The organism is Kaistia dalseonensis (genome assembly GCF_030814715.1).
GTDB lineage: Bacteria > Pseudomonadota > Alphaproteobacteria > Rhizobiales > Kaistiaceae > Kaistia > Kaistia dalseonensis.
Map to the genome: position 1 here is coordinate 145,050 of NZ_JAUSVO010000004.1, position 19,652 is coordinate 164,701.

General features: G+C 65.7%; 16 protein-coding genes. 6 read left to right on the top strand and 10 right to left on the bottom strand.

Annotation, left to right across the window (positions count from 1 at the left end; all coding sequences use genetic code 11):
• The first annotated feature begins 58 nt into the window (after positions 1–58).
• On the top strand, positions 59–649 hold the full coding sequence (locus QO014_RS14545; RefSeq protein ID WP_266349446.1) for a DUF2239 family protein: 591 nt from the start codon (positions 59–61) through the stop codon (positions 647–649).
• 16 nt (positions 650–665) lie between these two features.
• Positions 666–2,030 (top strand): MATE family efflux transporter, encoded by a 1,365-nt coding sequence (locus tag QO014_RS14550; RefSeq protein ID WP_266349447.1) that lies wholly within the window; start codon positions 666–668, stop codon positions 2,028–2,030.
• Positions 2,031–2,033: 3 nt separating this feature from the next.
• On the opposite strand, the gene QO014_RS14555 is transcribed toward QO014_RS14550, so the two are convergent.
• The 5 genes from QO014_RS14555 to QO014_RS14575 all read right to left on the bottom strand — a co-directional run bounded on the left by QO014_RS14555 (position 2,034) and on the right by QO014_RS14575 (position 6,064).
• Entirely contained in the window at positions 2,034–2,486 is a 453-nt protein-coding gene (locus tag QO014_RS14555) for a periplasmic heavy metal sensor (RefSeq protein WP_266349448.1), read from the bottom strand.
• The gene (locus QO014_RS14560; protein WP_266349449.1) at positions 2,483–2,926 is read right to left on the bottom strand and encodes a hypothetical protein; all 444 of its coding nucleotides are present in this window, start codon (positions 2,924–2,926) and stop codon (positions 2,483–2,485) included. Before QO014_RS14560 ends, QO014_RS14555 begins: the two co-directional genes overlap by 4 nt.
• Positions 2,923–3,597, bottom strand: coding sequence for an RNA polymerase sigma factor (locus QO014_RS14565; RefSeq protein ID WP_266349450.1), 675 nt, complete (start codon positions 3,595–3,597; stop codon positions 2,923–2,925). Before QO014_RS14565 ends, QO014_RS14560 begins: the two co-directional genes overlap by 4 nt.
• A 20-nt stretch (positions 3,598–3,617) precedes the next feature.
• Positions 3,618–4,142 (bottom strand): EF-hand domain-containing protein, encoded by a 525-nt coding sequence (locus tag QO014_RS14570; protein WP_266349451.1) that lies wholly within the window; start codon positions 4,140–4,142, stop codon positions 3,618–3,620.
• A gap of 92 nt (positions 4,143–4,234) precedes the next feature.
• A complete protein-coding gene (locus QO014_RS14575) occupies positions 4,235–6,064 on the bottom strand; it encodes an AsmA family protein (protein ID WP_266349452.1) in 1,830 nt (609 codons plus the stop codon).
• A gap of 195 nt (positions 6,065–6,259) precedes the next feature.
• Here QO014_RS14575 and QO014_RS14580 point away from each other — a divergent pair, with 195 nt between their 5' ends.
• The gene (locus QO014_RS14580; RefSeq protein WP_266349453.1) at positions 6,260–8,236 is read left to right on the top strand and encodes an acetoacetate--CoA ligase; all 1,977 of its coding nucleotides are present in this window, start codon (positions 6,260–6,262) and stop codon (positions 8,234–8,236) included.
• Here QO014_RS14580 and QO014_RS14585 read toward each other — a convergent pair.
• The 3 genes from QO014_RS14585 to QO014_RS14595 all read right to left on the bottom strand — a co-directional run bounded on the left by QO014_RS14585 (position 8,208) and on the right by QO014_RS14595 (position 12,038).
• Positions 8,208–9,932, bottom strand: a complete 1,725-nt coding sequence (locus tag QO014_RS14585) for an ABC transporter permease (protein WP_266349454.1) — start codon at positions 9,930–9,932, stop codon at positions 8,208–8,210. The two genes, QO014_RS14580 and QO014_RS14585, sit on opposite strands and share 29 nt — an antisense overlap.
• A gap of 53 nt (positions 9,933–9,985) precedes the next feature.
• A complete protein-coding gene (locus QO014_RS14590) occupies positions 9,986–11,020 on the bottom strand; it encodes a Fe(3+) ABC transporter substrate-binding protein (RefSeq protein WP_266349455.1) in 1,035 nt (344 codons plus the stop codon).
• A gap of 265 nt (positions 11,021–11,285) precedes the next feature.
• On the bottom strand, positions 11,286–12,038 hold the full coding sequence (locus QO014_RS14595; RefSeq protein ID WP_266349456.1) for a 16S rRNA (uracil(1498)-N(3))-methyltransferase: 753 nt from the start codon (positions 12,036–12,038) through the stop codon (positions 11,286–11,288).
• A gap of 87 nt (positions 12,039–12,125) precedes the next feature.
• Here QO014_RS14595 and xseA point away from each other — a divergent pair, with 87 nt between their 5' ends.
• Complete coding sequence (gene xseA / locus QO014_RS14600) at positions 12,126–13,676, top strand: exodeoxyribonuclease VII large subunit (RefSeq protein WP_266349457.1); 1,551 nt, start codon at positions 12,126–12,128, stop codon at positions 13,674–13,676.
• 68 nt (positions 13,677–13,744) lie between these two features.
• Here the strand turns inward: xseA and QO014_RS14605 are convergent, their stop codons facing one another.
• Complete coding sequence (locus tag QO014_RS14605) at positions 13,745–15,418, bottom strand: thiamine pyrophosphate-binding protein (RefSeq protein ID WP_266349458.1); 1,674 nt, start codon at positions 15,416–15,418, stop codon at positions 13,745–13,747.
• 160 nt (positions 15,419–15,578) lie between these two features.
• Between QO014_RS14605 and QO014_RS14610 the strand changes: the two genes are divergently transcribed.
• Both QO014_RS14610 and QO014_RS14615 read left to right on the top strand, forming a co-directional pair.
• Complete coding sequence (locus tag QO014_RS14610; protein ID WP_266349459.1) at positions 15,579–16,502, top strand: hypothetical protein; 924 nt, start codon at positions 15,579–15,581, stop codon at positions 16,500–16,502.
• A gap of 136 nt (positions 16,503–16,638) precedes the next feature.
• Positions 16,639–16,965, top strand: a complete 327-nt coding sequence (locus QO014_RS14615; protein WP_266349460.1) for a hypothetical protein — start codon at positions 16,639–16,641, stop codon at positions 16,963–16,965.
• A gap of 77 nt (positions 16,966–17,042) precedes the next feature.
• Here QO014_RS14615 and QO014_RS14620 read toward each other — a convergent pair whose 3' ends face one another.
• Positions 17,043–19,478, bottom strand: a complete 2,436-nt coding sequence (locus QO014_RS14620; protein ID WP_266349461.1) for a beta-mannosidase — start codon at positions 19,476–19,478, stop codon at positions 17,043–17,045.
• Positions 19,479–19,652 lie beyond the last annotated feature (174 nt).

Genomic DNA, 19,652 nt, shown 5'->3' on the forward strand with positions numbered 1-19,652 from the left:
TATTGACTTCGTGGCGGGCCCGGCCTAGATCGTTGTCCATGGCAGGCGGAGATCGGTCATGATCGACGAGAACACACAATGCACCGCGTTTCAGGGCTGGCGGCGGATCGCCTCGGGGCTCCTCTCCGATGTCGCGCTGAAGGCGAAGGCCGTCCTCGATCAGGGCGATGCCCTCGCCGTCACGATCTTCGACGACGAGACCAGCCGGCCGATCGAGGTCGATTTCCGCGGCACGGCCGATGATGTCCGCCGTCGCCTGAAGGCCAAGGCCGCCGATGAGACGGTCGCCGTGCCCGAGCAGCCGCGCGGGCCCGGGCGGCCGAAGCTCGGCGTGGTGGCGCGCGAGGTGACATTGCTGCCGCGCCATTGGGATTGGCTGAACGCACAGCCCGGCGGCGCCTCCGTCGCGCTGCGCCGGCTGGTCGAGGATGCCCGGCGCGCCCATGAAGGCCGCGACCGCATTCGCCAGGCGCAGGATGCCGCCAATCGCTTCATGATGACGATGGCGGGCGATCTTCCCGGCTTCGAGGAAGCGGCCCGCGCCCTCTTCGCCGGTGATCGGGCGCGCTTCGATGAACGTATAGAGGCGTGGCCGCCGGATGTGCGCAATTATGCGCGTGAACTTGCGGCCCCCGCCTTCGCCAACTGACGGAAATTCCCAGATCATGTCTGAACGGCGTTTGCTGCCGGAGGGTCCTCTCTGGAAGACCTTCCTGATCTTTCTCGGGCCGATGATGCTGAGCAATGTGCTCCAGGCGCTGTCGGGCACGGTCAACAACATCTATCTCGGGCAGATGATCGGCGTGAACGCCCTCGCGGCCGTCTCCGCTTTCTTCCCGATCCTGTTCCTGTTCATCTCCTTCATCATCGGCCTCGGCGCGGGTGCCTCGGTGCTGATTGGCCAGGCCTATGGCGCGAAGGAATATGACAGCGTCAAGGCTGTCGCGGGCACGACGCTGACCGTGGCGATCCTGTTCGGCATCCTGGTCGCGATCTTCGGCGGCTTCTTCACCACGCCACTGCTGGCCGCCGTCGGCACGCCGCCGGACATCCTGCCGGATTCCACCGCCTATGCCCGCATCATGCTGATCGCGATGCCGGGCCTGTTCGTCTTCCTGCTGACGACGGCGATGATGCGCGGCGTGGGTGATACGGTCACGCCGCTCTACGCGCTCGCCTTGTCGACGGCGATCGGACTCGTCGTCACGCCGGCGCTGATCGAGGGCTGGTTCGGCTTGCCCCGGCTCGGCATTGTGTCCGGGGCCTGCGCCTCAGTCCTGTCCTTCACGCTCGCGATGATCTGGCTCGCTTGGTATCTGCGCCGGCGCGGCCATCCGCTCGCGCCCGATGCGACACTTATCCGCGCGCTTCGGGTCGATCGGAAGATCCTCGGTTCCGTGCTCAGGATCGGCCTGCCGACCGGCGTCCAGCTGATCCTGGTCTCGCTCGCCGAGGTGGCGGTGCTTTCGCTCGTCAACGGCTTCGGATCGGAGGCGACGGCAGCCTATGGCACGGTCAATCAGGTGGTGAGCTATGTCCAGTTCCCGGCCATATCGATCGCCATCACCGCCTCGATTTTCGGGGCCCAGGCAATCGGTGCCGGCCGTGCCGACCGCCTCGGCGCGATCACGCGGACGGGCATCGTGCTGACCCTGATCATCACCGGCGCCCTGATCGCGCTGGTCTATCTGTTCTCGCGCGTGATCATCGGCTTCTTCCTGACCAGCCCGCCCGTGCTGGAACTGGCGCAGAGCCTGCTGCACATCACGCTCTGGAGCTATGTGCTCTTCGGCCTCGCATCTGTCATCTCGGGTGTGATGCGCGCGAGCGGCACGGTGCTGGTTCCGATGCTGATCTCGATCTTCGCGATCATCGGCGTGGAGGTGCCTGTCGCCTATGTCCTGTCGCGCGCGATCGGCATAGATGGCGTCTGGATCGCCTATCCGGTGGCCTTTGCTGCGATGCTGATCATGCAGGGCGGCTATTACTGGTTCTTCTGGCGCAAGAAGACCATCACGCGGCTGATCTGAGCGCTATCGCCTGCGCCCCGGCGGCTCGATCGCGGCGCGGGTCTCCGGCGTCGCCTTTTCCAGCGCGTCGACGATCGCGTCCTGGCCGATCTCCGACGTCGCGGCGAGCTTGCCGCGCAAATCGGCGAAGGCGGCTCTGACTGCATCGGCATTGAAGGGTTCGGCGCGCATGGCGGCGAACAAGGCGAGGCGGGCATCGCGGACGCCACGGCTGGCCGAGCGGAGGTCGTCCTTGCGCTGATCGAGCGCCGCCGTGATGCCTCGCCTCAGATCGGGCGGCAGAGAGCGGGCCCCGAGCGTGACCAGCCGCTCGGCACCGACGGGGCGATCACGCTGGCCGACGAAGCCGGACGCGATATAGCCGATGCCGACAAAGTTCAGCAGAAGTGAAACAGCGAGGACCGCGACCAGCGCAAGCGCGGAGCGACCGGAAAAGGCGAGGCCGGAGACGTTCATGGCTGGTCTCCGGTATCGGCATTGCCGAGATCGGCCATCTGGACCGTGCGGAACATCGTGTCGGCCAGATAGCTCTCGTCAGGATCGGGCAGGGCCACGCCGGTCACGAAGCCGACCATCAGCGAGGCCGCGAGTGCCAGCGAACTGATGGTCGCGATCCGCCAGCGCGAAAGCGTGAAGGCCGGCGGCCGCGCGAGCGCAGCGAACACGTTGCGCCTCAGCCGTGCTTCGAATGCCGGATCGGGCTCGGTCAGGAGGCCGAGCGTCGCTCCGACGCTCTGCGCGGCGGCGAGTTCGCGCTGCGCCGTGACGTTCGAGCGCAGCAGCACCAGCCCATCGCGCCGATCCGCGAGCGGCCAGCGCGTCATGTCAGGGCCGTATTGGTCGAGCGCCGCGGTAAAACGCGCGAGCGCCCGGCTCTCAGCGTTCATGTCGCTCATGCCCCGGTCGCCTCTTCCTTGCTGTTCATGCGCTCGAAGGCGCGATTTCTCAATGTCCGCCGTGCGCGGACGAGCAACTGTTCCACGGCGCCGACCGAAAGGCCCATGATCTGGGCGACCTCGCCGACACCGTGCTCCTGCGTCGATACGAGCAGGATGGCTGCACGCTGTCGGGCCGGCAACGCCCTCAGATCCTGCGCGACAGCAGCCATCTCGGAGCGTGACGCAACCGCCTGGTCGGCGCCCGGCGTCTGGTCTTCGGGCTCGGGCGTGGAATCGAGGCCGATCATCCGGCGCAGCTTTTCACGACGCGCCTTGTCGATGCAGCGATTGACGACCGTGCGTGTCAGATAGGCGCCGAAGGGGGCACCATCGACCTTGAGCGCGCCCGCCCGTCGCCAGACGGCGACGAAGGCATCCTGCACGATGTCCTCGGCATCATCGCTGCGTCCGGTCATCCGCAGCGCGATCTGGCGCAAGCGGCCGCCATGGCGCTTCATCAGCTCACCGAGCGCGGTTTCGTCGCCCGCGATCAGGCGGGCGACGACAGGAGCGTCCGGATCGGCCGATGGCGTCGGCTCTGCCAAATTGCGGCCTCGATTGGTGACGTCGACGATCAGCAAGTGGGTCAGGCTAGCACGAGTTCCCAGCCTGACCATCTCAAGCATCATGCGATCCGCCGGTACGATGCTCAGGGATGGGGCATCTTGGTCGCGGCCGCGAGGAATTCCTCCTTGCTGACCTTGCCGTCGCCATTGGTGTCCGCCCGCTTGAACATCGGATCGTCCTGCGCGACGAAGGCCGCGAGCGTGATCGTGGTCGTCGTATCGGAGAAGCCGAGACGCGTCAGCATCCGGCTCTCGCGCTTCTCGGCGCGCGCTGCGAAGCGCTCGGCATGCTTACCCCTGCGCTCGCCATGCATCGGGCGCTGGTTGATCGAGGCGATCGCCTCGTCCTTGCTCAGCACGCCATCGCCATTCGTGTCGAGCGACTGGAACTTGGCCGTGCGGAACGCGGCGATCTCCGTCTGGTCGATGAAGCCGTCATTGTTGCGGTCGAGGAACCAGAACATCATCGCTCCGCGCGGACCGGGCTGCGCGTCCGAAGCCGGCGCCGGCTGCGTGCTCACGGGGGCATCCGGTGCGGCGGCGAAGGCCGGCAGCGCGACGGTACCGGCAGCGAGAGCGAGCGTGGCGGCGATCAGGGTATGTTTCATGGGAACTCCACATCGGTCGGCAGGCCGTCATGGCTGCCATCGATGACATCACGCGGTGGCGCGGCCGCTCCTACGCGGCCGCCTTCCCTTTTTCACCGCGCCGGCGTGAAGAGGCTGCGTGTGAAGTGTCCGATGCCGCTGGATGTGGCGGGTTCCGCGTCGCTTCTTCGCAGAAAGGCGCTGAAATCGGGCAACAGGGTCGGGTTCTGCCAGGTGCCGTTGATGGCGAAGGGAACACGTCGCGGCGGGGTCGTGGTGACCGCAGTGCCGTCGCCGATCACGACCTCCCCATCCATGCTGAGGTCGGGATCCCGCAATGGCGTATCGCCCGACAAGTTGGCGCGATAGCCGGAGCCATTGATCGTCGCGCTCTTGACCGAGAGCACCGTCGACTGAACCGTGAAGTCGCCCTTGGCGCTCGAAAAACGGGTCGCGCCGTTGGTCAGGGCGCCGGTCGTGACCTTGCCGCTTGCCGCGGCTGCCGCCAGCGCATCCAGACCGAGGCCCCCGATCGTCCCCTGCGTGACCGTGAGGCTGCCGCCGCCCGAAAGCGCACCGACCAGCGCGTTCCAGCTTGCGCCGTGCGTGGAGAGGCCGATCGTGGCGGTCGCCGTGCCGTCGAGCTTGCTGGTCCAGTTCATATCCGGCAGGGCTGTGCCGAGATCGATCTGGTCGAACCGGCCTTGCAGCGATGCAGACGGGGTGTCGTCGTTCATCGTCGCTGAGAAATTGGCCGAGAGCCTGCCGCCATAAAGCTGCATCTCGCCGACGGCGATGTCGAGGCGGCCGCCGCGCAAGGCGGCCGACGCGGCCGTGCGGCCGAAGCGCCGGGTTCCGATGAGCAGCCTGTTGGCGGAAAGGCGGAGATCCACGTCGACCTGGTCGAGCTTCGGCCAGTCAAGCGGCATGTCCGGCGTCGCCCGGGCGGTCTCGATCGCCGCATCAATGGCGGCCGCATAGGCGGAGAGATCGAGCGCGTCGAAGGCGAGCGTGCCCTGCAGGCCCGGACGCGCCGTGCGCAGGTCCAGCGACAGGGCGCCTTCGCCTTCATTGCCGTCGAGCACGACGGTCGCGGCGCCGAGCGAGACTGTGCCGCGGATCAGCTCCGCCGATGACTGGATGGAGGCAGCGCCGAGCGTCGCGCCATCCTTCATCCGCCAGCCGAACAGATCGGCGAGATGCCGGATCGAGGGCACGCTCGCCGACAACTGGCCGCTGCTGGTCAGTCCATCGAGGTTCTGCACCGTGCCGTTGAACGAGGCGCGCAGCGGCGCGGAGGTGATGGCCGCGCGTAGCATCGCCGGCCGCCCGGCGATGAATTCGGAAAGTGCGCCGATCGACGCGCTGAATTCCGCCGTCTCGCCCATCCAGCTGGCGCTGCCCTTGATGCTGGCGGTCTCGGTCGGGCCGGGCCAGTTCAGCACGACATTGACGCCGGAAATGTCGATCGAACGGCCGCGCTGGTCGGCATAGCCGATCGTGCCGTCGGTGATCGAAAGCCGGGCGACGCGCGATGTCGCATCGAGGCCGCGCGGCAGCGTCCAGTTGGCCGTGCCGTCGCCATCGACCGCAAAGTGAAACACGGGTCGCTCGAAATCGAAGGCGGAGGGCTCGATCTGGCCGCCGAAGATCAGGGGCAGGATCGGAATCTCGGCGGAGAGCGAATCCATGACCACCAGGGTTTCCTGCCCGGTCTTGGAGCCGATCACGACACGCGGAAAGGTCACTGTCAGGTAGGGCGTGAAGGCGACGGTCGGCGTGCCGTCGAATGTCAGTGCGCGCCCGCTCCAGCCCGCGATCTCATGCGCGAGCGAGCGACGAACGCCTTCGATCGAAACCAGCCGCGGTGCCAGCACCATGAAGAAGCCGACAAGGGCCAGGAGACCGGCAAGGAGAAGAGCGAGCCGTTTCATGAGACCCATTGAACGTGCATCCCGTCGCGGAACGCCCGCCGGCATGCTGCCTCCCGGATAGGCAGAATCCCATCGTGCCGCAAGATTTTTCTCCCCGATCGGCCGAGGCTTCGGGCGTGACTTGCCTCGTGGGCCCGTTTATCCATTGCTTATGCGGCAGGATTCCGCCGCGTCGGATATTCTGGCCTGGAGGCAGCCGATCTGATGACGCCCGTTTCTGCCGCTGAATCCGCTTTCCCGCTCTGGACGCCCTCGGCCGAACGGATGGCACGCCATCCGATGACGGCCTTCCGGGCCGCCGCCGGCATCAGGGCAGGCCGCGCGCTTGCCGATCACGATGCGCTCCATGCCTGGTCGATCGATGATCGCGCCGCCTTCTGGGACCTCGTCTGGGATTTCTGTGGCGTCGTCGGCACGAAGGGCGAGCGGCGCCTGATCGACGGCGACCTGATGCCCGGCGCGCAGTTCTTTCCCGACGCGACGCTGAATTTTGCCGAGAACCTGCTGAAGCGCACCGGGCCCGACGACGCCCTGGTCTTCTGGGGCGAGGAGCGGGTCAAGCGGCGCATGAGCTTCGACGAGCTCCACGCCCTGGTTTCTCGCCTGCAGCAGGCATTTCGCGCCGCCGGCGTGGTGGCGGGTGACCGTATCGCGGCGATGATGCCCAACATGCCGGAGACGATCGCCGCCATGCTCGCGGCCGCATCGCTCGGCGCGGTGTGGTCGTCCTGCTCGCCCGATTTCGGTCCGCGTGGCGTGCTCGATCGCTTCGGCCAGATCGAGCCGAAGGTCTTCATCGCCTGCGACGGCTATTATTATGCCGGAAAGACAATCGATATTGCGCCAAAGCTGACGGAAATAACCCCGGCATTGCCGTCCGTGAGCGCGGTGATCATCGTCGATTATATCGGCACCGCGAAGGCGACGGCGGCGAGCCTTGCGGGGGGAATCACGCTCGACGACGCGATTGCGCGCTTCGTCGCGCGGCCGGTCGAGACCGTGTCGCTGCCCTTCGCCCATCCGCTCTACATCATGTTCTCCTCTGGCACGACGGGCGTGCCGAAATGTATCGTCCATTCGGCCGGCGGCACGTTGCTGCAGCATCTGAAGGAAATCCATCTTCACTGCGGTATCGGTGAGGGCGACAAGCTCTTCTACTTCACCACTTGCGGCTGGATGATGTGGAACTGGCTCGCCTCCGGTCTCGCGACCGGCGCGACGCTGCTGCTCTACGATGGATCGCCCTTCCATCCCGACGGCAATATCCTGTTCGACTATGCCGCCACCGAGAAGATGACATTGTTCGGCACGTCGGCCAAATTTATCGACAGTGTCCACAAGGCCGGTCTGAAGCCGATCGAGACGCATGATCTTGGCGCGCTCCAGATGATCACGTCGACAGGGTCCCCGCTCGCGCCCGAGAGCTTTTCCTTCGTCTATGACAGCATCAAGCACGACGTTCACCTCGCCTCGATTTCGGGCGGAACGGACATTGTTTCTTGCTTCGTGCTCGGCATTCCCGGCAAGCCGGTCTGGAAAGGCGAGATCCAGGGGCCGGGGCTCGGTCTCGCCGTCGATGTCTGGGACGACGAAGGGCATCATCTGGACGCCGGCAAGGGCGAACTCGTCTGCCGCAAGGCCTTCCCGTCCATGCCGATCGGGTTCTGGAACGATGCTGACGGCGCGCGCTATCGCGCCGCCTATTTCGAGCGGTTTCCCAATGTCTGGTGCCATGGCGATTTCGCCGAATGGACCGAGCATGGCGGGCTGATCATCCATGGCCGCTCGGACGCGACGCTCAATCCCGGCGGCGTCCGCATTGGAACGGCCGAGATCTACAATCAGGTCGAGCAGATTCCCGACGTTCTGGAGGCTTTGGCCATCGGGCAGGACTGGGATGGCGATGTCCGCGTCGTGCTCTTCGTCAGGCTACGTCCCGAAATCGCGCTCGACGAGATACTCGAGAAGACGATCCGCACCAAGATCCGCACCGGCTGCACCCCGCGCCATGTTCCGGCGCGCATCGTGGCTGTCGCCGATATACCGCGCACCAAATCCGGCAAGATCGTCGAACTGGCCGTGCGGGAAGTCGTGCACGGTCGGCCGGTCAAGAACCAGGAGGCGCTGGCCAATCCCGAGGCCCTCGCGCTGTTCAAGGACTTGCCGGAACTCGCCGTTTGAACCAGGCCGCGCCGGCGCGGCCACGTGTTCCCGTCCGCGCCAGGATGATGACGGGGATCATGCCGACCAGCACGATGGCGAGCGCGGCGATCGCGCCGTCTTCATAGGTGCCGCGCGCCGCCTCGCCATAGACATGCGTGGCGAGCGTCTCGAAATTGAGCGGGCGCAGCAGTAGCGTAGCCGGCAATTCCTTCATGCAATCGACGAAGACGAGCATGGCGGCGGCTGCGATCGCGGGCGAGAGCAGGGGAACGTGGATGTCGCGCGTCAGCCTTTGCGGCGTGGCCCCGAGGATGCGAGCGGCCATATCGACGCTCGGGCTGATCCGCGCGAAGCCGGATTCGATGCCACCGGTCGCGATCGTCAGGAAGCGGATGGAATAAGCCAGGATCAGGGCCATGCCGGATCCGATCAGGACCAGACCAATCCTGTTTCCGGTCAGGCTGCGCACGCCATTTGCGATCAGATTATCGAGCCCGGCCAAAGGCACGAGCAATCCCACAGCCAATACGGTTCCGGGAATGGCATAGCCGATGCCCGAGAGGCGAATCAGGGGCTGGATGCCTGGATTGCGTATCATTCGGGCAGCAGAAGCGAGGAAGAGCCCGAGCAGGATCGTGAGGACGGTAGCGATCGAGGCGACCGTGAGGCTGTTCCCGACCCAGAGCCAGAGATCGCCCGGCAGGCCGTCTCGCCCGATCCGCTGCCAGGCGGACAGCACCAGATAGCTCGCGGGCACCACGAAGCCGAACATGATCGGCAGGAAGCAGGCCAGCATGGCGAGCAGTGCTGCCAGGGGGCGGAGCGCGCGTTCCGTGGGCTGGCGGCCGCCACGCGGTGTAGCGGCGACGTTGAGGTGCCGTCGGGCATGACGCTCGAGCAGCAGCAGCGCGAAGACGATCGCGAGCATGACGAGAGCGATCTGCGAAGCACCCTCGATCGAGGAGCGCGTCACCCAGGTGGTGTAGATCGCCACAGTGAGGGTTCGAACGCCGAGAAATTCCGATGCGCCGATATCGTTCAGCGTTTCCAGCAATGCGAGGCTGACGCCGATCGCGATCGCGGGACGCGCCATGGGCAGCGCGATATGGAGGAAGGCTGGACCCGGCCCGGCCCCGAGCGTGCGCGCGGCGTCGAGCAGGGTCGTCGATTGCATCAGGAAGAGGGCGCGGACCGGCAGATAGACATAGGGGTAGAGGATAACGCCGAGCAGGAAGATCGCGCCGCCGAGCGAGCGGATTTCGGGAAAGGGCAGGCCGCGCGGGTCGGTGATGCCGAAAAGGGCGCGAAGCCCGCTCTGGATCGGCCCGACCGGATGAGCCACATCGAGATAGGCGAAGGCCATCACATAGCTGGGGACGGCGAGCGGCAGCAGCAGCGCCCATTCGAACAGCCTGCGTCCGGGAAATCGATGCATCGCCACCAGCCACGCCGTTCCGACGCCGATGATGGTCACGATGGTGCCGACGCCGAGCAGGAGCAGTAGCGTCGTCAGGCTCGCCGCAGGGAGGACGTTGGCGATCAGATGGGGCCAGAGCGCGCCCGAGCCGCGCAGGGCGAAATAGACGAGGCCGAGGATCGGCGCCAGCGCCATCAGCGCCGCCAGCGCGCTGCCGACCAGGAACAGGCGCTCGCCTGCGCCAGGCCACGCATTCCTGCGGTCCGGTTGCGGCTCACCGGCAATCAATGCGCTCATGCCCCGGAGTATCCGGGGCATGATGTCGTGAAACGGGCAATGTCCCTCATGCCTCAGCCGTCAAACGCGACAGCTTCGGCGAGTTCGCTGGCGCGCACGCGCTCTTTGGCGATCTCGGCCAGCGGGGTGGGATCGACCGTGAGCGTGCCGAGCGCCGCGATGATCGGATCGGCTGCCACGCCGGGACGGACCGGATATTCGAAGTTCGCCTTGGCATAGATTTCCTGGGCCTCGGGAGAGGCGAGGAATTCCAGCAGCTTGACCGCGTTCTCACGGTTGGGCGCATTCTTGGCGACCGCCGCGCCGGAAATGTTCACATGGGTGCCGGCGCCGTCCTTGAAGGTCGGCAGGATCACGCGGATCGCCTCGCCCCACTTGACCTGGTCGGGGCCGCCCTTTCCGCTGCGCATCAGGCCGACATAATAGGAGTTGCCGACGCCGATATCGCAGATGCCGGCCAGGATATCGCGCGCCACGTCGCGATCGCCGCCGCCGGCCTTGCGGGCGAGGTTGTCGCGAACGCCGGTCAGCCAAGCCTTGGTGGCTTCCTCGCCGTCTTTCGCGATCATCGCGGCAACGAGCGAGGTGTTGTAGGGATGCTGGCCCGAACGGATGCAGACCTTGCCCTTGAAGCGCGGGTCGGCGAGATCCTCATAAGTCAGCTTTTCGTCGGTGATCCGGTCCTTGGACGCGTAGATCACGCGAGCCCGCATCGAAAGGCCGAACCATTCGCCCTTCGGATCACGAAGATTGGCCGGGATGCCTTCATCGAGCACAGCCGACTGCACCGGCTGCGTCAGGCCACGATCGACCAGTTCGACGAGATTGCCATAGTCGACGACGCTGAGCAGGTCCGCCGGCGAGTTCGCACCCTCCGTCTCGACGCGCTGGGCGAGGCCTTCCTTGATGTAGATGACATTCGCCTTGATGCCGGTTTCCTTCGAGAAGGTCTCGAGAAGCGGCTGGATCAGGCCGGGCTCGCGGGTCGTGTAGACATTGACTTCGCCGTCGGCGAAAGCCGGGATACACGCGCCGATGATCAGCGCTGCTATGGCGGAACCTTGAATCAAGCGGAAGGGCTTGAGCATCGTCGTTAACTCCGTCGATCGAGAGGGCGGAACCTGTCTGTCGCTTGATCAGCGCCACACCGGGCTCGGCTCCATCTCATCTGACTTGGCAGAGGTCAACGCGACCGGGACAATATTCAATATAGTAGAACTATTCCAATATGGAATTGGTCTAGATAATGTCAGTTCAGCTTTGATATGCCGAGCTTCTGTCCGAGATCGTCTCTCGGAGACGTTTGATCACGTTATCGTGATCAATTTGATCGATGCACTTCTATCGTGTGGATCAGGCCTCGTTCCAGTCTCCGGCCACGGCCTGCACGAGCGCGAGCGCCGCGACGGCGGCCGTATCGGCGCGCAATATGCGCGGGCCGAGCGGGATCGAGGTCACGAAGGGCAGCGCTTTCAACGCCGCGCGTTCGTCCGGAGAGAAGCCGCCTTCCGGACCGATCAGGACCGCAAGCGGCCCCTTGGGCGATGCGGAGAGAATCGTGACCGGGTTCGCACCCGCCTCATCCTCGTCGCAGAAGATGATCCGGCGTTCCGGTTCGTGCGCTGGCCATTCCGCCAGCAGGTCGCGCAACGGTCTCGGCGGATCGATCTCGGGGATCGACAGGATCCCGCATTGCTCGGCCGCCTCGATCGCATTCGCCCGCAGCCGCTCGTCGTTCAGCCGCGCGACTTGCGTACGCCGCGTGATGACGGGGCGAAGTCGCCCGACACCCATCTCCACCGCCTTCTGGATCATATAGTCGAGGCGAGCATGCTTGAGCGGCGCGAAGAGATAGTGCAGCGACGCCTCAGGCGTCTGGGCGCGCTGCATTTCGGTGATGATCAGCGCGGCCTTCTTGCGGTCGCCATCAAGCTCCGCCCGCCATTCGCCGTCCCGGCCGTTGAAAACCAGGACCGGGTCGCCAGCATTCATCCTGAGCACGTTGACTAGATAGTTGGTCTGGTTCTTGTCGAGCGGCACGCGTCCCCCCTCGGCGAGGGGTGCGTCCAGAAAGAGCCTTTGGGTGGTGAAATCATAGCGTGACATGGCTCACCGATAAGCGGGCCGGCGCGGCGCTGCAAGCCGGCTTGACCCTGGCCGCACTGGGGGGCATTCAGGGGCGGAGGATCATCCATGACCGAAGCCGTTTCCAACGCCTCCGAATATTCCGTCTCCGAAATCTCGATGGCGCTGAAGCGCACCGTCGAGGATGCCTTCGGCTATGTTCGCGTGCGCGGCGAAATCTCCGGCTATCGCGGGCCGCATTCCTCGGGACATGCCTATTTTGCGCTGAAGGACGATCGCGCCAAGCTCGAGGCTGTGATCTGGAAGGGCAATTTCGGCAAGCTGCGCTTCCGCCCCGAGGAGGGCATGGAGGTCATAGCGACCGGCAAGCTGACGACCTTCCCCGGATCGTCCAAATATCAGATCGTCATCGAATCGCTGGAGCCGGCCGGCATTGGCGCGCTGATGGCGTTGCTGGAGGAGCGCCGGAAGAAGCTCGCTGCGGAAGGCCTGTTCGATTCTGCCCGCAAGCGCCCGATTCCCTATCTGCCCCGCGTCATCGGCGTCGTGACGTCGCCGACAGGGGCCGTGATCCGCGATATACTGCACCGGCTCGCCGATCGCTTTCCGGTCCATGTGCTGGTCTGGCCCGTCCGCGTCCAGGGCGAGACCTCGGCGGCAGAGGTTGCCGCGGCGATTGCGGGCTTCAATGCGCTGCCCGAAGGCGGGAAGATCCCGCGCCCCGACGTGCTGATCGTCGCGCGTGGCGGCGGCAGTCTCGAAGATCTCTGGGGCTTCAACGAGGAAATCGTGGTCCGCGCGGCGGCGGCCTCGGACATCCCGCTGATCTCGGCCGTCGGCCATGAGACCGATACGACGCTGATCGATTTCGCCTCCGATCTCCGGGCACCGACGCCGACGGGCGCGGCCGAAATGGCCGTGCCGGTACGCTCGGAACTGCTGGCGACCACGGGCGATCTCGATCGCCGACTTGCCGGCGCGATGGCGCGCCATGTCGAGGCGAGGCGCCGCGAACTGCGCGCCGCCGTCCGTGCACTTCCGCGCCTCGATGATCTCCTCGCCATCCCGCGGCGCTCTTTCGACGAACTCGCCGCTCGCATCGGCCGCGCGCTGTCCGCCAACACGCTGGCCCATCGCGGGCGGCTGGAGCGCACGGCGGGCCGGCTGTCGACAGCTTCGCTCGACCGGCTGATGACGCGTGCCGGTGATCGGTTGACCGCGCTTTCGGATCGGCAGGGCCGCGCGCTGGAGGTTCATGCGGAACGCAAGCGCGCTGTCTTCGCCCGGATTTCGGGACGTCTGCGGATCGAACCGCTCTCCGAGCGTGTTGCGCGTGGCCGCGACCGGCTTGGGCAGGCCGATGAGCGCGGCGCGCGCGCCTTCATCCGTGTGACGGAGCGGCTGCGCGACCGATTGGACCGGGCCTGGCGGCTGGCGGAAACACTGTCCTATCGTAGCGTGCTCGCGCGCGGCTTCGCGCTCGTGACCGACGCCGAGGGGCGCACCGTCCGCGCTGCGGCGACGGTAACGTCCGGCGACGCGCTCACGATCGAATTCCAGGACGGCAAGATCGGCGCTGTCGCGGCCGGCGGCGCGGCCGAGCCGAAGCCAAAGAAGGCACCCAAGGCCAAGCCACCGACGCAGGAGAGCTTGTTCTAGCCGCGCCTGTGTGAGGCATGGTGCCGAACCTGCGAGCCGGCCGCCATGAGCGGTCTGCTCTCAGCAGCCTAGCGCGGCGACGAGCCCCTGAGCGACGTGATCGTCGCGCCGGGGGCGATCGCCTCCGGGTCGGTCTTTACATGGATGATCGCCGGCTTGCCGCTCGCTTTGGCGCGCTGGAAAGCGGGCCAGAACTCTTCCGTCCGCTCGACCGTCTCGCCATGCGCGCCATAGGCCCGCGCCAGTGCTGCGAAGTCCGGGTTGACGAGCATCGTCGCCTCGACGCGGCCCGGATAGTTCTTCTCCTGATGGGCGCGGATCGTGCCATAGATGCCGTTGTCGACCACGATAACGATGATGGCGGCGCCTTCCTGCGCGGCGGTGCCGAATTCCTGGCCCGTCATCTGGAAGCAACCGTCGCCCGCAAAGGCGACGACCGTCCGCTCGGGATATCGGAGCTTGGCCGCGACGGCGGCGGGAACGCCGTAGCCCATCGAGCCTGACGTCGGTGCGAGCTGCGTTCCGGGTTTCTTGAAGCGATAGTAGCGATGCAGCCAGCCGGCATAATTGCCGGCACCGTTCGTCAGGATCGCGTCGTCCGGCAGCTCCTCGCGCAAGGTGCGCATGACCGCGCCGAGCTCGACACCCCGGACGTCGCGCGGCGCCGGGTCGGACCAGGCCCGATAGGCGGCGTTGGCGGCGCGGGTTTCCTCGCCCCACGGGATCGAAACCGGCGGGTGGACCACTTCGAGCTGGGCGGCGAAGCCGTTTGGCGTCGCGTTGATGGCAAGCGTCGGACGATAGACGCGGCCGAGCTCCTCGGCGCTGCCATGGATATGGACGAGCTGCTGGCGCGGCTCGGGTATGTCGATCAGCGTGTAGCCGGAAGAAGGGGTCTCGCTCATGCGTCCGCCGATCAGGAGCAGCAGGTCGGCGGCCTTGATCCGCGCGGCGAGCGCCGGATTGGGCCCGATACCGACATCGCCGGCATAATTCGGGTGCTCATGGTCGAAGAGCCCCTGCCGGCGGAAGGAGACGCCGACGGGCAGGTCGAACCGTTCGGCGAAGCGCTGGACCGAGGCGATGGCCTTGTCGCTCCAGCGTGAGCCTCCCAGGATCACGAACGGCCGCTTCGCCGCCCAGAGCAGCTTCTGCAATTGCGCCGTCTGGGTCAGTCCGGGATAGGTCTCCAGCGGCTCGAACGGCTGGGGCTGCAACACCGAAGCGGTCTCGCGCAGCATGTCCTCCGGCATGGCGAGGACGACCGGACCCGGCCGGCCGGACGTCGCCACGTGAAAGGCGCGCGACAGGAGCTCTGGAATGCGCGCGGCCTCGTCGATCTCCGCCACCCATTTGACGACCTCGCCGAACATGCGGCGATAGTCGATCTCCTGGAACGCCTCGCGCTCGCGCATGCCACGCCCGATCTGGCCGATCAGAAGGATCATCGGCGTCGAATCCTGCATCGCGACATGCAGGCCCGAGGCGGCGTTGGTGGCGCCCGGCCCGCGCGTGACGATGGCGACGCCCGGACGGCCGGTCATCTTGCCCCACGCCTCCGCCATCATTGCGGCGCCGCCCTCCTGCCGCGCCACGGTCACCTCGATCGGCGAATCATGCAGCGCGTCGAGCACGGCGAGGAAGCTCTCGCCCGGCACGCAGAAAACGCGCTCCACGCCATTCGCCGCCAGCGCGTCGACAATGAGTTCGCCGCCGGTGCGGGCCGAAAGGGGGGAAATCATGCGATGAACCTCGGGAGAGATGGCAGGAATGGCGCCCCCATTCTTACTGTCAGGTTGAACCGCCCATCAAGGCACCTGCGGACATCGGCTGTCTCGTGCTTCCCCGGTCTCCCCGCTGCCGATAGACTGGTCGCCATACTGATTTGCGAGGAGCGAGGCCGTGACGCTGGGATTGAACGTTCGGGTGAGACCGCTCCTGGCCGCGCTGCTTGCGGTGGCGACGATTCTGATGGCCCCGCCGCTTCGGGCCGAAGAGGACGAGACGGCTGCACCAGCCTATCCGACGACGGATTTCTCCGACGGCGCGACCGAGGCGACGATTACCGATTCCGGCATCACGGCGCGCGTGTTTCAGGAGATGCGGCCGAAGGTCAATTCGGACTTCGCCGTGCCGGTGCTGCAGGTGACGATCGATGGCGGCATCGTGCTCGACTATGCCGGCGTGGCCTCGGGCATGGACATGCCGGCCGCGAGCGCTTCCATTGCCGAAATCGATCCCACCAATGATACGAAGGAAGTCTATTTCTCGAGCTATTCCGGCGGCGCCCATTGCTGTTCCGAAGTCGTGATCGGGGAAAAGACCGACAAGGGGTGGGTCGCGGTCAATGTCGGCTCGTTCGATGGCGACGGCGACTATCTGCAGGATCTCGACAATGACGGCGTGGCGGAGATCGTGACCGTCGATAATGCCTTTCTCTATGCGTTCGATTGCTACGCCTGCAGCGCGGCGCCTCTGGTGATCAAGACGGTGCGCAACGGCAAGCTGGTCGACCTGACGAACGAGCCGCGCTTCCAGAAGAACCATCGCGACTGGCTGAAACAACTCGAGGATGACGCCGATCCGGCGACACGCTGGACGTCGCCGGGTTTTCTCGCAGGTTGGGTCGCGGCGAGCGTCAGGGCGGGGGAGGGCCAGAAGGCTTTCGACGCGCTGGTGCAGCATTGGAACCTTGCGACAGACAAGGGCGAGGAAACCTGCCTCACCGGCGGTGATATCGATTCCTGTCCGGCGCGGGACCGGAAGGTCTTGAAGTTCCCGGACCGGCTCAAGCTCTTTCTCAACCAGAACGGCTATCCGCTTTAGGGATCGAACGGCCCCGTCGGGTGTTGAGCCATGGCCGACGGAAATGGAGCGCTGCGGCGTTCAAGTGCTTGCGGGCGGCACCGGCGCGTCAAGCGCTGCCAATGAGAGGAAGACCGTAATGCTCAATCGACGTTCTATGCTCCGGGGCCTTTTTGCCGCGGCGCTGGCTGCGCCAATTGCGGCGGCCGGATTGCCGGTCGAGGCCGAAGCGCAGGGGCGCCCGCCGCCTCCGCCGCCCGGTGGCCCAGGCAACCGCCGTCCCCCGCCGCCACGTTATGAGCGCCGCCCCGCGCCGCGTCGTGGCTATGTCTGGATGGACGGCCATTGGGCCTGGCGCCGTGGCCGCTACGTGTGGGTTCCCGGCGGCTGGGTCGCTGCCCGTCCCGGCTATCGCTATCGCGGCCCGCGTTGGGTCCTGCGCGGCAATAACTGGGTCTTCATCTCCGGCGGCTGGTACCGGTAGTCCAGCCGATTGGCTTGGTGATGAATGGCGCGGCTTCGGTCGCGCCATTTCTGTTTAGGGACGAAACGCCCGTCGGTTCAGCGATAGGTGGCACCGAGGTGATGGACGGTCAGATCAGCGGCCTTCGGCATGGCGACGCCGTCCTCCGGCCTGAAGGTTATCGTGCGCGGCTGGTTGGGCAGCAGCAGGAAGCTCGCATCGTCGAAATGCCCCGTATTGCCCGGTGCTTCCGGCCGGACATAGAAGGCCGGCGCGTCGGCCGACAGGACGAACCGCCCAGGCCCGATTTCCTCGACATTGAGATAGGCGACAGGTAGCTCGAACCGTTTCGCGACATCGGGAAACTGGACGAACTGCAGGGTGGGATCGAACTCGCCGTCGACCGCAACGTCGATGACATAGAAGCGGTCCGTCGCCTTCGGCGCCGCGATGCGGGTCACCTCGATCGACCGGTCAGGCGGGAGCAGAGCGCTGGCGCGATGCTCGCCGATTGTCTTGCCCGCCAGATCGATGGTCCGGATCTTGACTTCGATCGGCACGTCCTCATGCCGATCGTTGAGCCCGCTCACGATCAACTCGCCATCGAGCAGGCGTGCGGCGATCGCAACCGGCATGTAGAAGCGCTTGGCGTGATAATGCAGCGTCTTCCAGGCAAGCGTATGGTCGATCGATGACCAGGAGATCGCCGGCCAGACATCGTTGAGCTGCCAGTAGAGCGTGCCCATCGTATGCGGCTTCAGGCTGCGCCAGTAGCGCACCGCCGTCTCGATCGCCAGCGCCTGCTGCAATTGCGAGACGAAGACGAAGTTCTCGAAGCCGTTCGGCACGCGGAAATAGCGCGCCATCGTATCGATGATGCGCGCATTGCCGGCCGGATCGCGCTGGTGGAATTCCATCACTGGCGCGGTGGCGTTCCATTCGTCGGGCTTTGCGAAGGAGCGGATGCCCGTCATGGACGGGAAGGACTGGAAGCCGAATTCGGAGCAGAAGCGCGGCTTCACGGTGTAGTAGTGCTCGAAATTCTTGTTCGAGTGCCAGACATCCCAGAAGTGCATGTCGCCCGAGCTGTCGTCGTGCCAGGCATCGCCATAGTCGAGATCGCCCTTGCAGGGGCTCGACGGCCAGAAGCGGCGGTCCGGATCGGTCTCGATCACGGCCTTGTCGATGATGCGGTTCAGCCGGTCGTAATTGACGAGATAGCGGTCGCGATTGTTCTTCGAGAGCTCATACCAGGTGAGGGAGCCGACCACCTCGTTGTCGCCGCACCAGATCGCGATCGATGGCCGGCTGGAAAGCCGCTTGATCTGGTAACGCAACTCGATATCGACCTCCGCCAGGAACTCCGGCGTCGAGGGATATTGCGAGCAGGCGAACATCATGTCCTGCCAGACCAGCAGGCCGAGCTCGTCGCAGAGGTCGTAGAAAGCGTCGAATTCGTAGAAGCCGCCGCCCCAGACGCGGATCATGTTCATATTGGCTTCGACAGCGGCCGAGAGCAGGGCGCGGGTCCGCTCCGGCGTCGCGCGCGCGGGCAGGGCATCGGCCGGGATCCAGTTGGCGCCCTTGGCGAAGATGTCGACATCGTTGACGCGGAAGATCAGCGAGGCGCCGACGGCGTCCTTCTCGTTGACGACCTCGAGCTTGCGGAAGCCGACGCTGCGGATGACAGTATCGCCCGGTAGCGAAACGACGGCTTCATAGAGCGGCTGCGCGCCGTGGCCGGCCGGCCACCAGAGATCCGGCTTGCCGATCTCAAGGGCGAGCGCGACCTTGCCGCCATTCTCCGCGGACACCTTGGCCTCGGCCGTGACGGTCTTTCCGGCGACCGAGAAGGACACGGGAACGACAGCGTCGGCCGGCCCTACGAGTTCCACATCGGCGATGGCCGTGACCGTGCCGTCGGCGTGGTGACGCTGGCGGATCTGGGCGCTCTCGATCCGCGCCTTCTCGTAGAAATGCAGGATCGGCTCGGCATAGACGCCCATGACGAGCAGGCAAAGGCCCCAGTCCCAGCCGCCATGGCATTGGGGCTTCCTCACCATGTTGAGGTTGGGCGCCTTGTTGTTGGAAATCGAATAGGGAATGGGGAAGGGCTGGCGCGCCGCGCGAGCATTGGCCTCGTCGAGCACCGGCGAGAAGCGCAGCCGGATCTCATTGTCACCGGCCTTGAGCACGCTGGAAAGATCGATGCGGTAGCGCTGGAACGTCGATCCGAACAGCGCCACCGACGTGCCGTTGACGAAGAGTTCGGCGAAGATGTCGACGAATTCGAGCTCCAGCACGGCCCATTTGCCGGCCAGCGCCGCTTCGTCGATCACGAGATGGCGGCTGATCTCCCAGCTCGTCTCGCCCACCCATTGCATCGTCTCTTCATTCTGGCCGACATGCGGATTGCCGATCTTGCCGAGGGCGAAGAGCGCGGAATGGATGTCGCCGGGAATGGCGCAGGGGCCGAGCGTCTCGCCGGCTGCGTCCGCGAGCGTCCAGGCGCCGGCAAGGGAGAGATGTGTCATTGCGATTTCCTCTGATCGACTTGGCGTCTCCGGCCTAGCCCTCCAGCCCGTGGCGCGACCTTGCGGAGCACCGGGAGACGCCTCGTCTTCTATCACAGCCAAAAAACGCCTCAACGCGCGTTTGCGTGGAATGGACGGACACAACGGCAGGCGTGCTCTCGTGGGGCCTCTTTT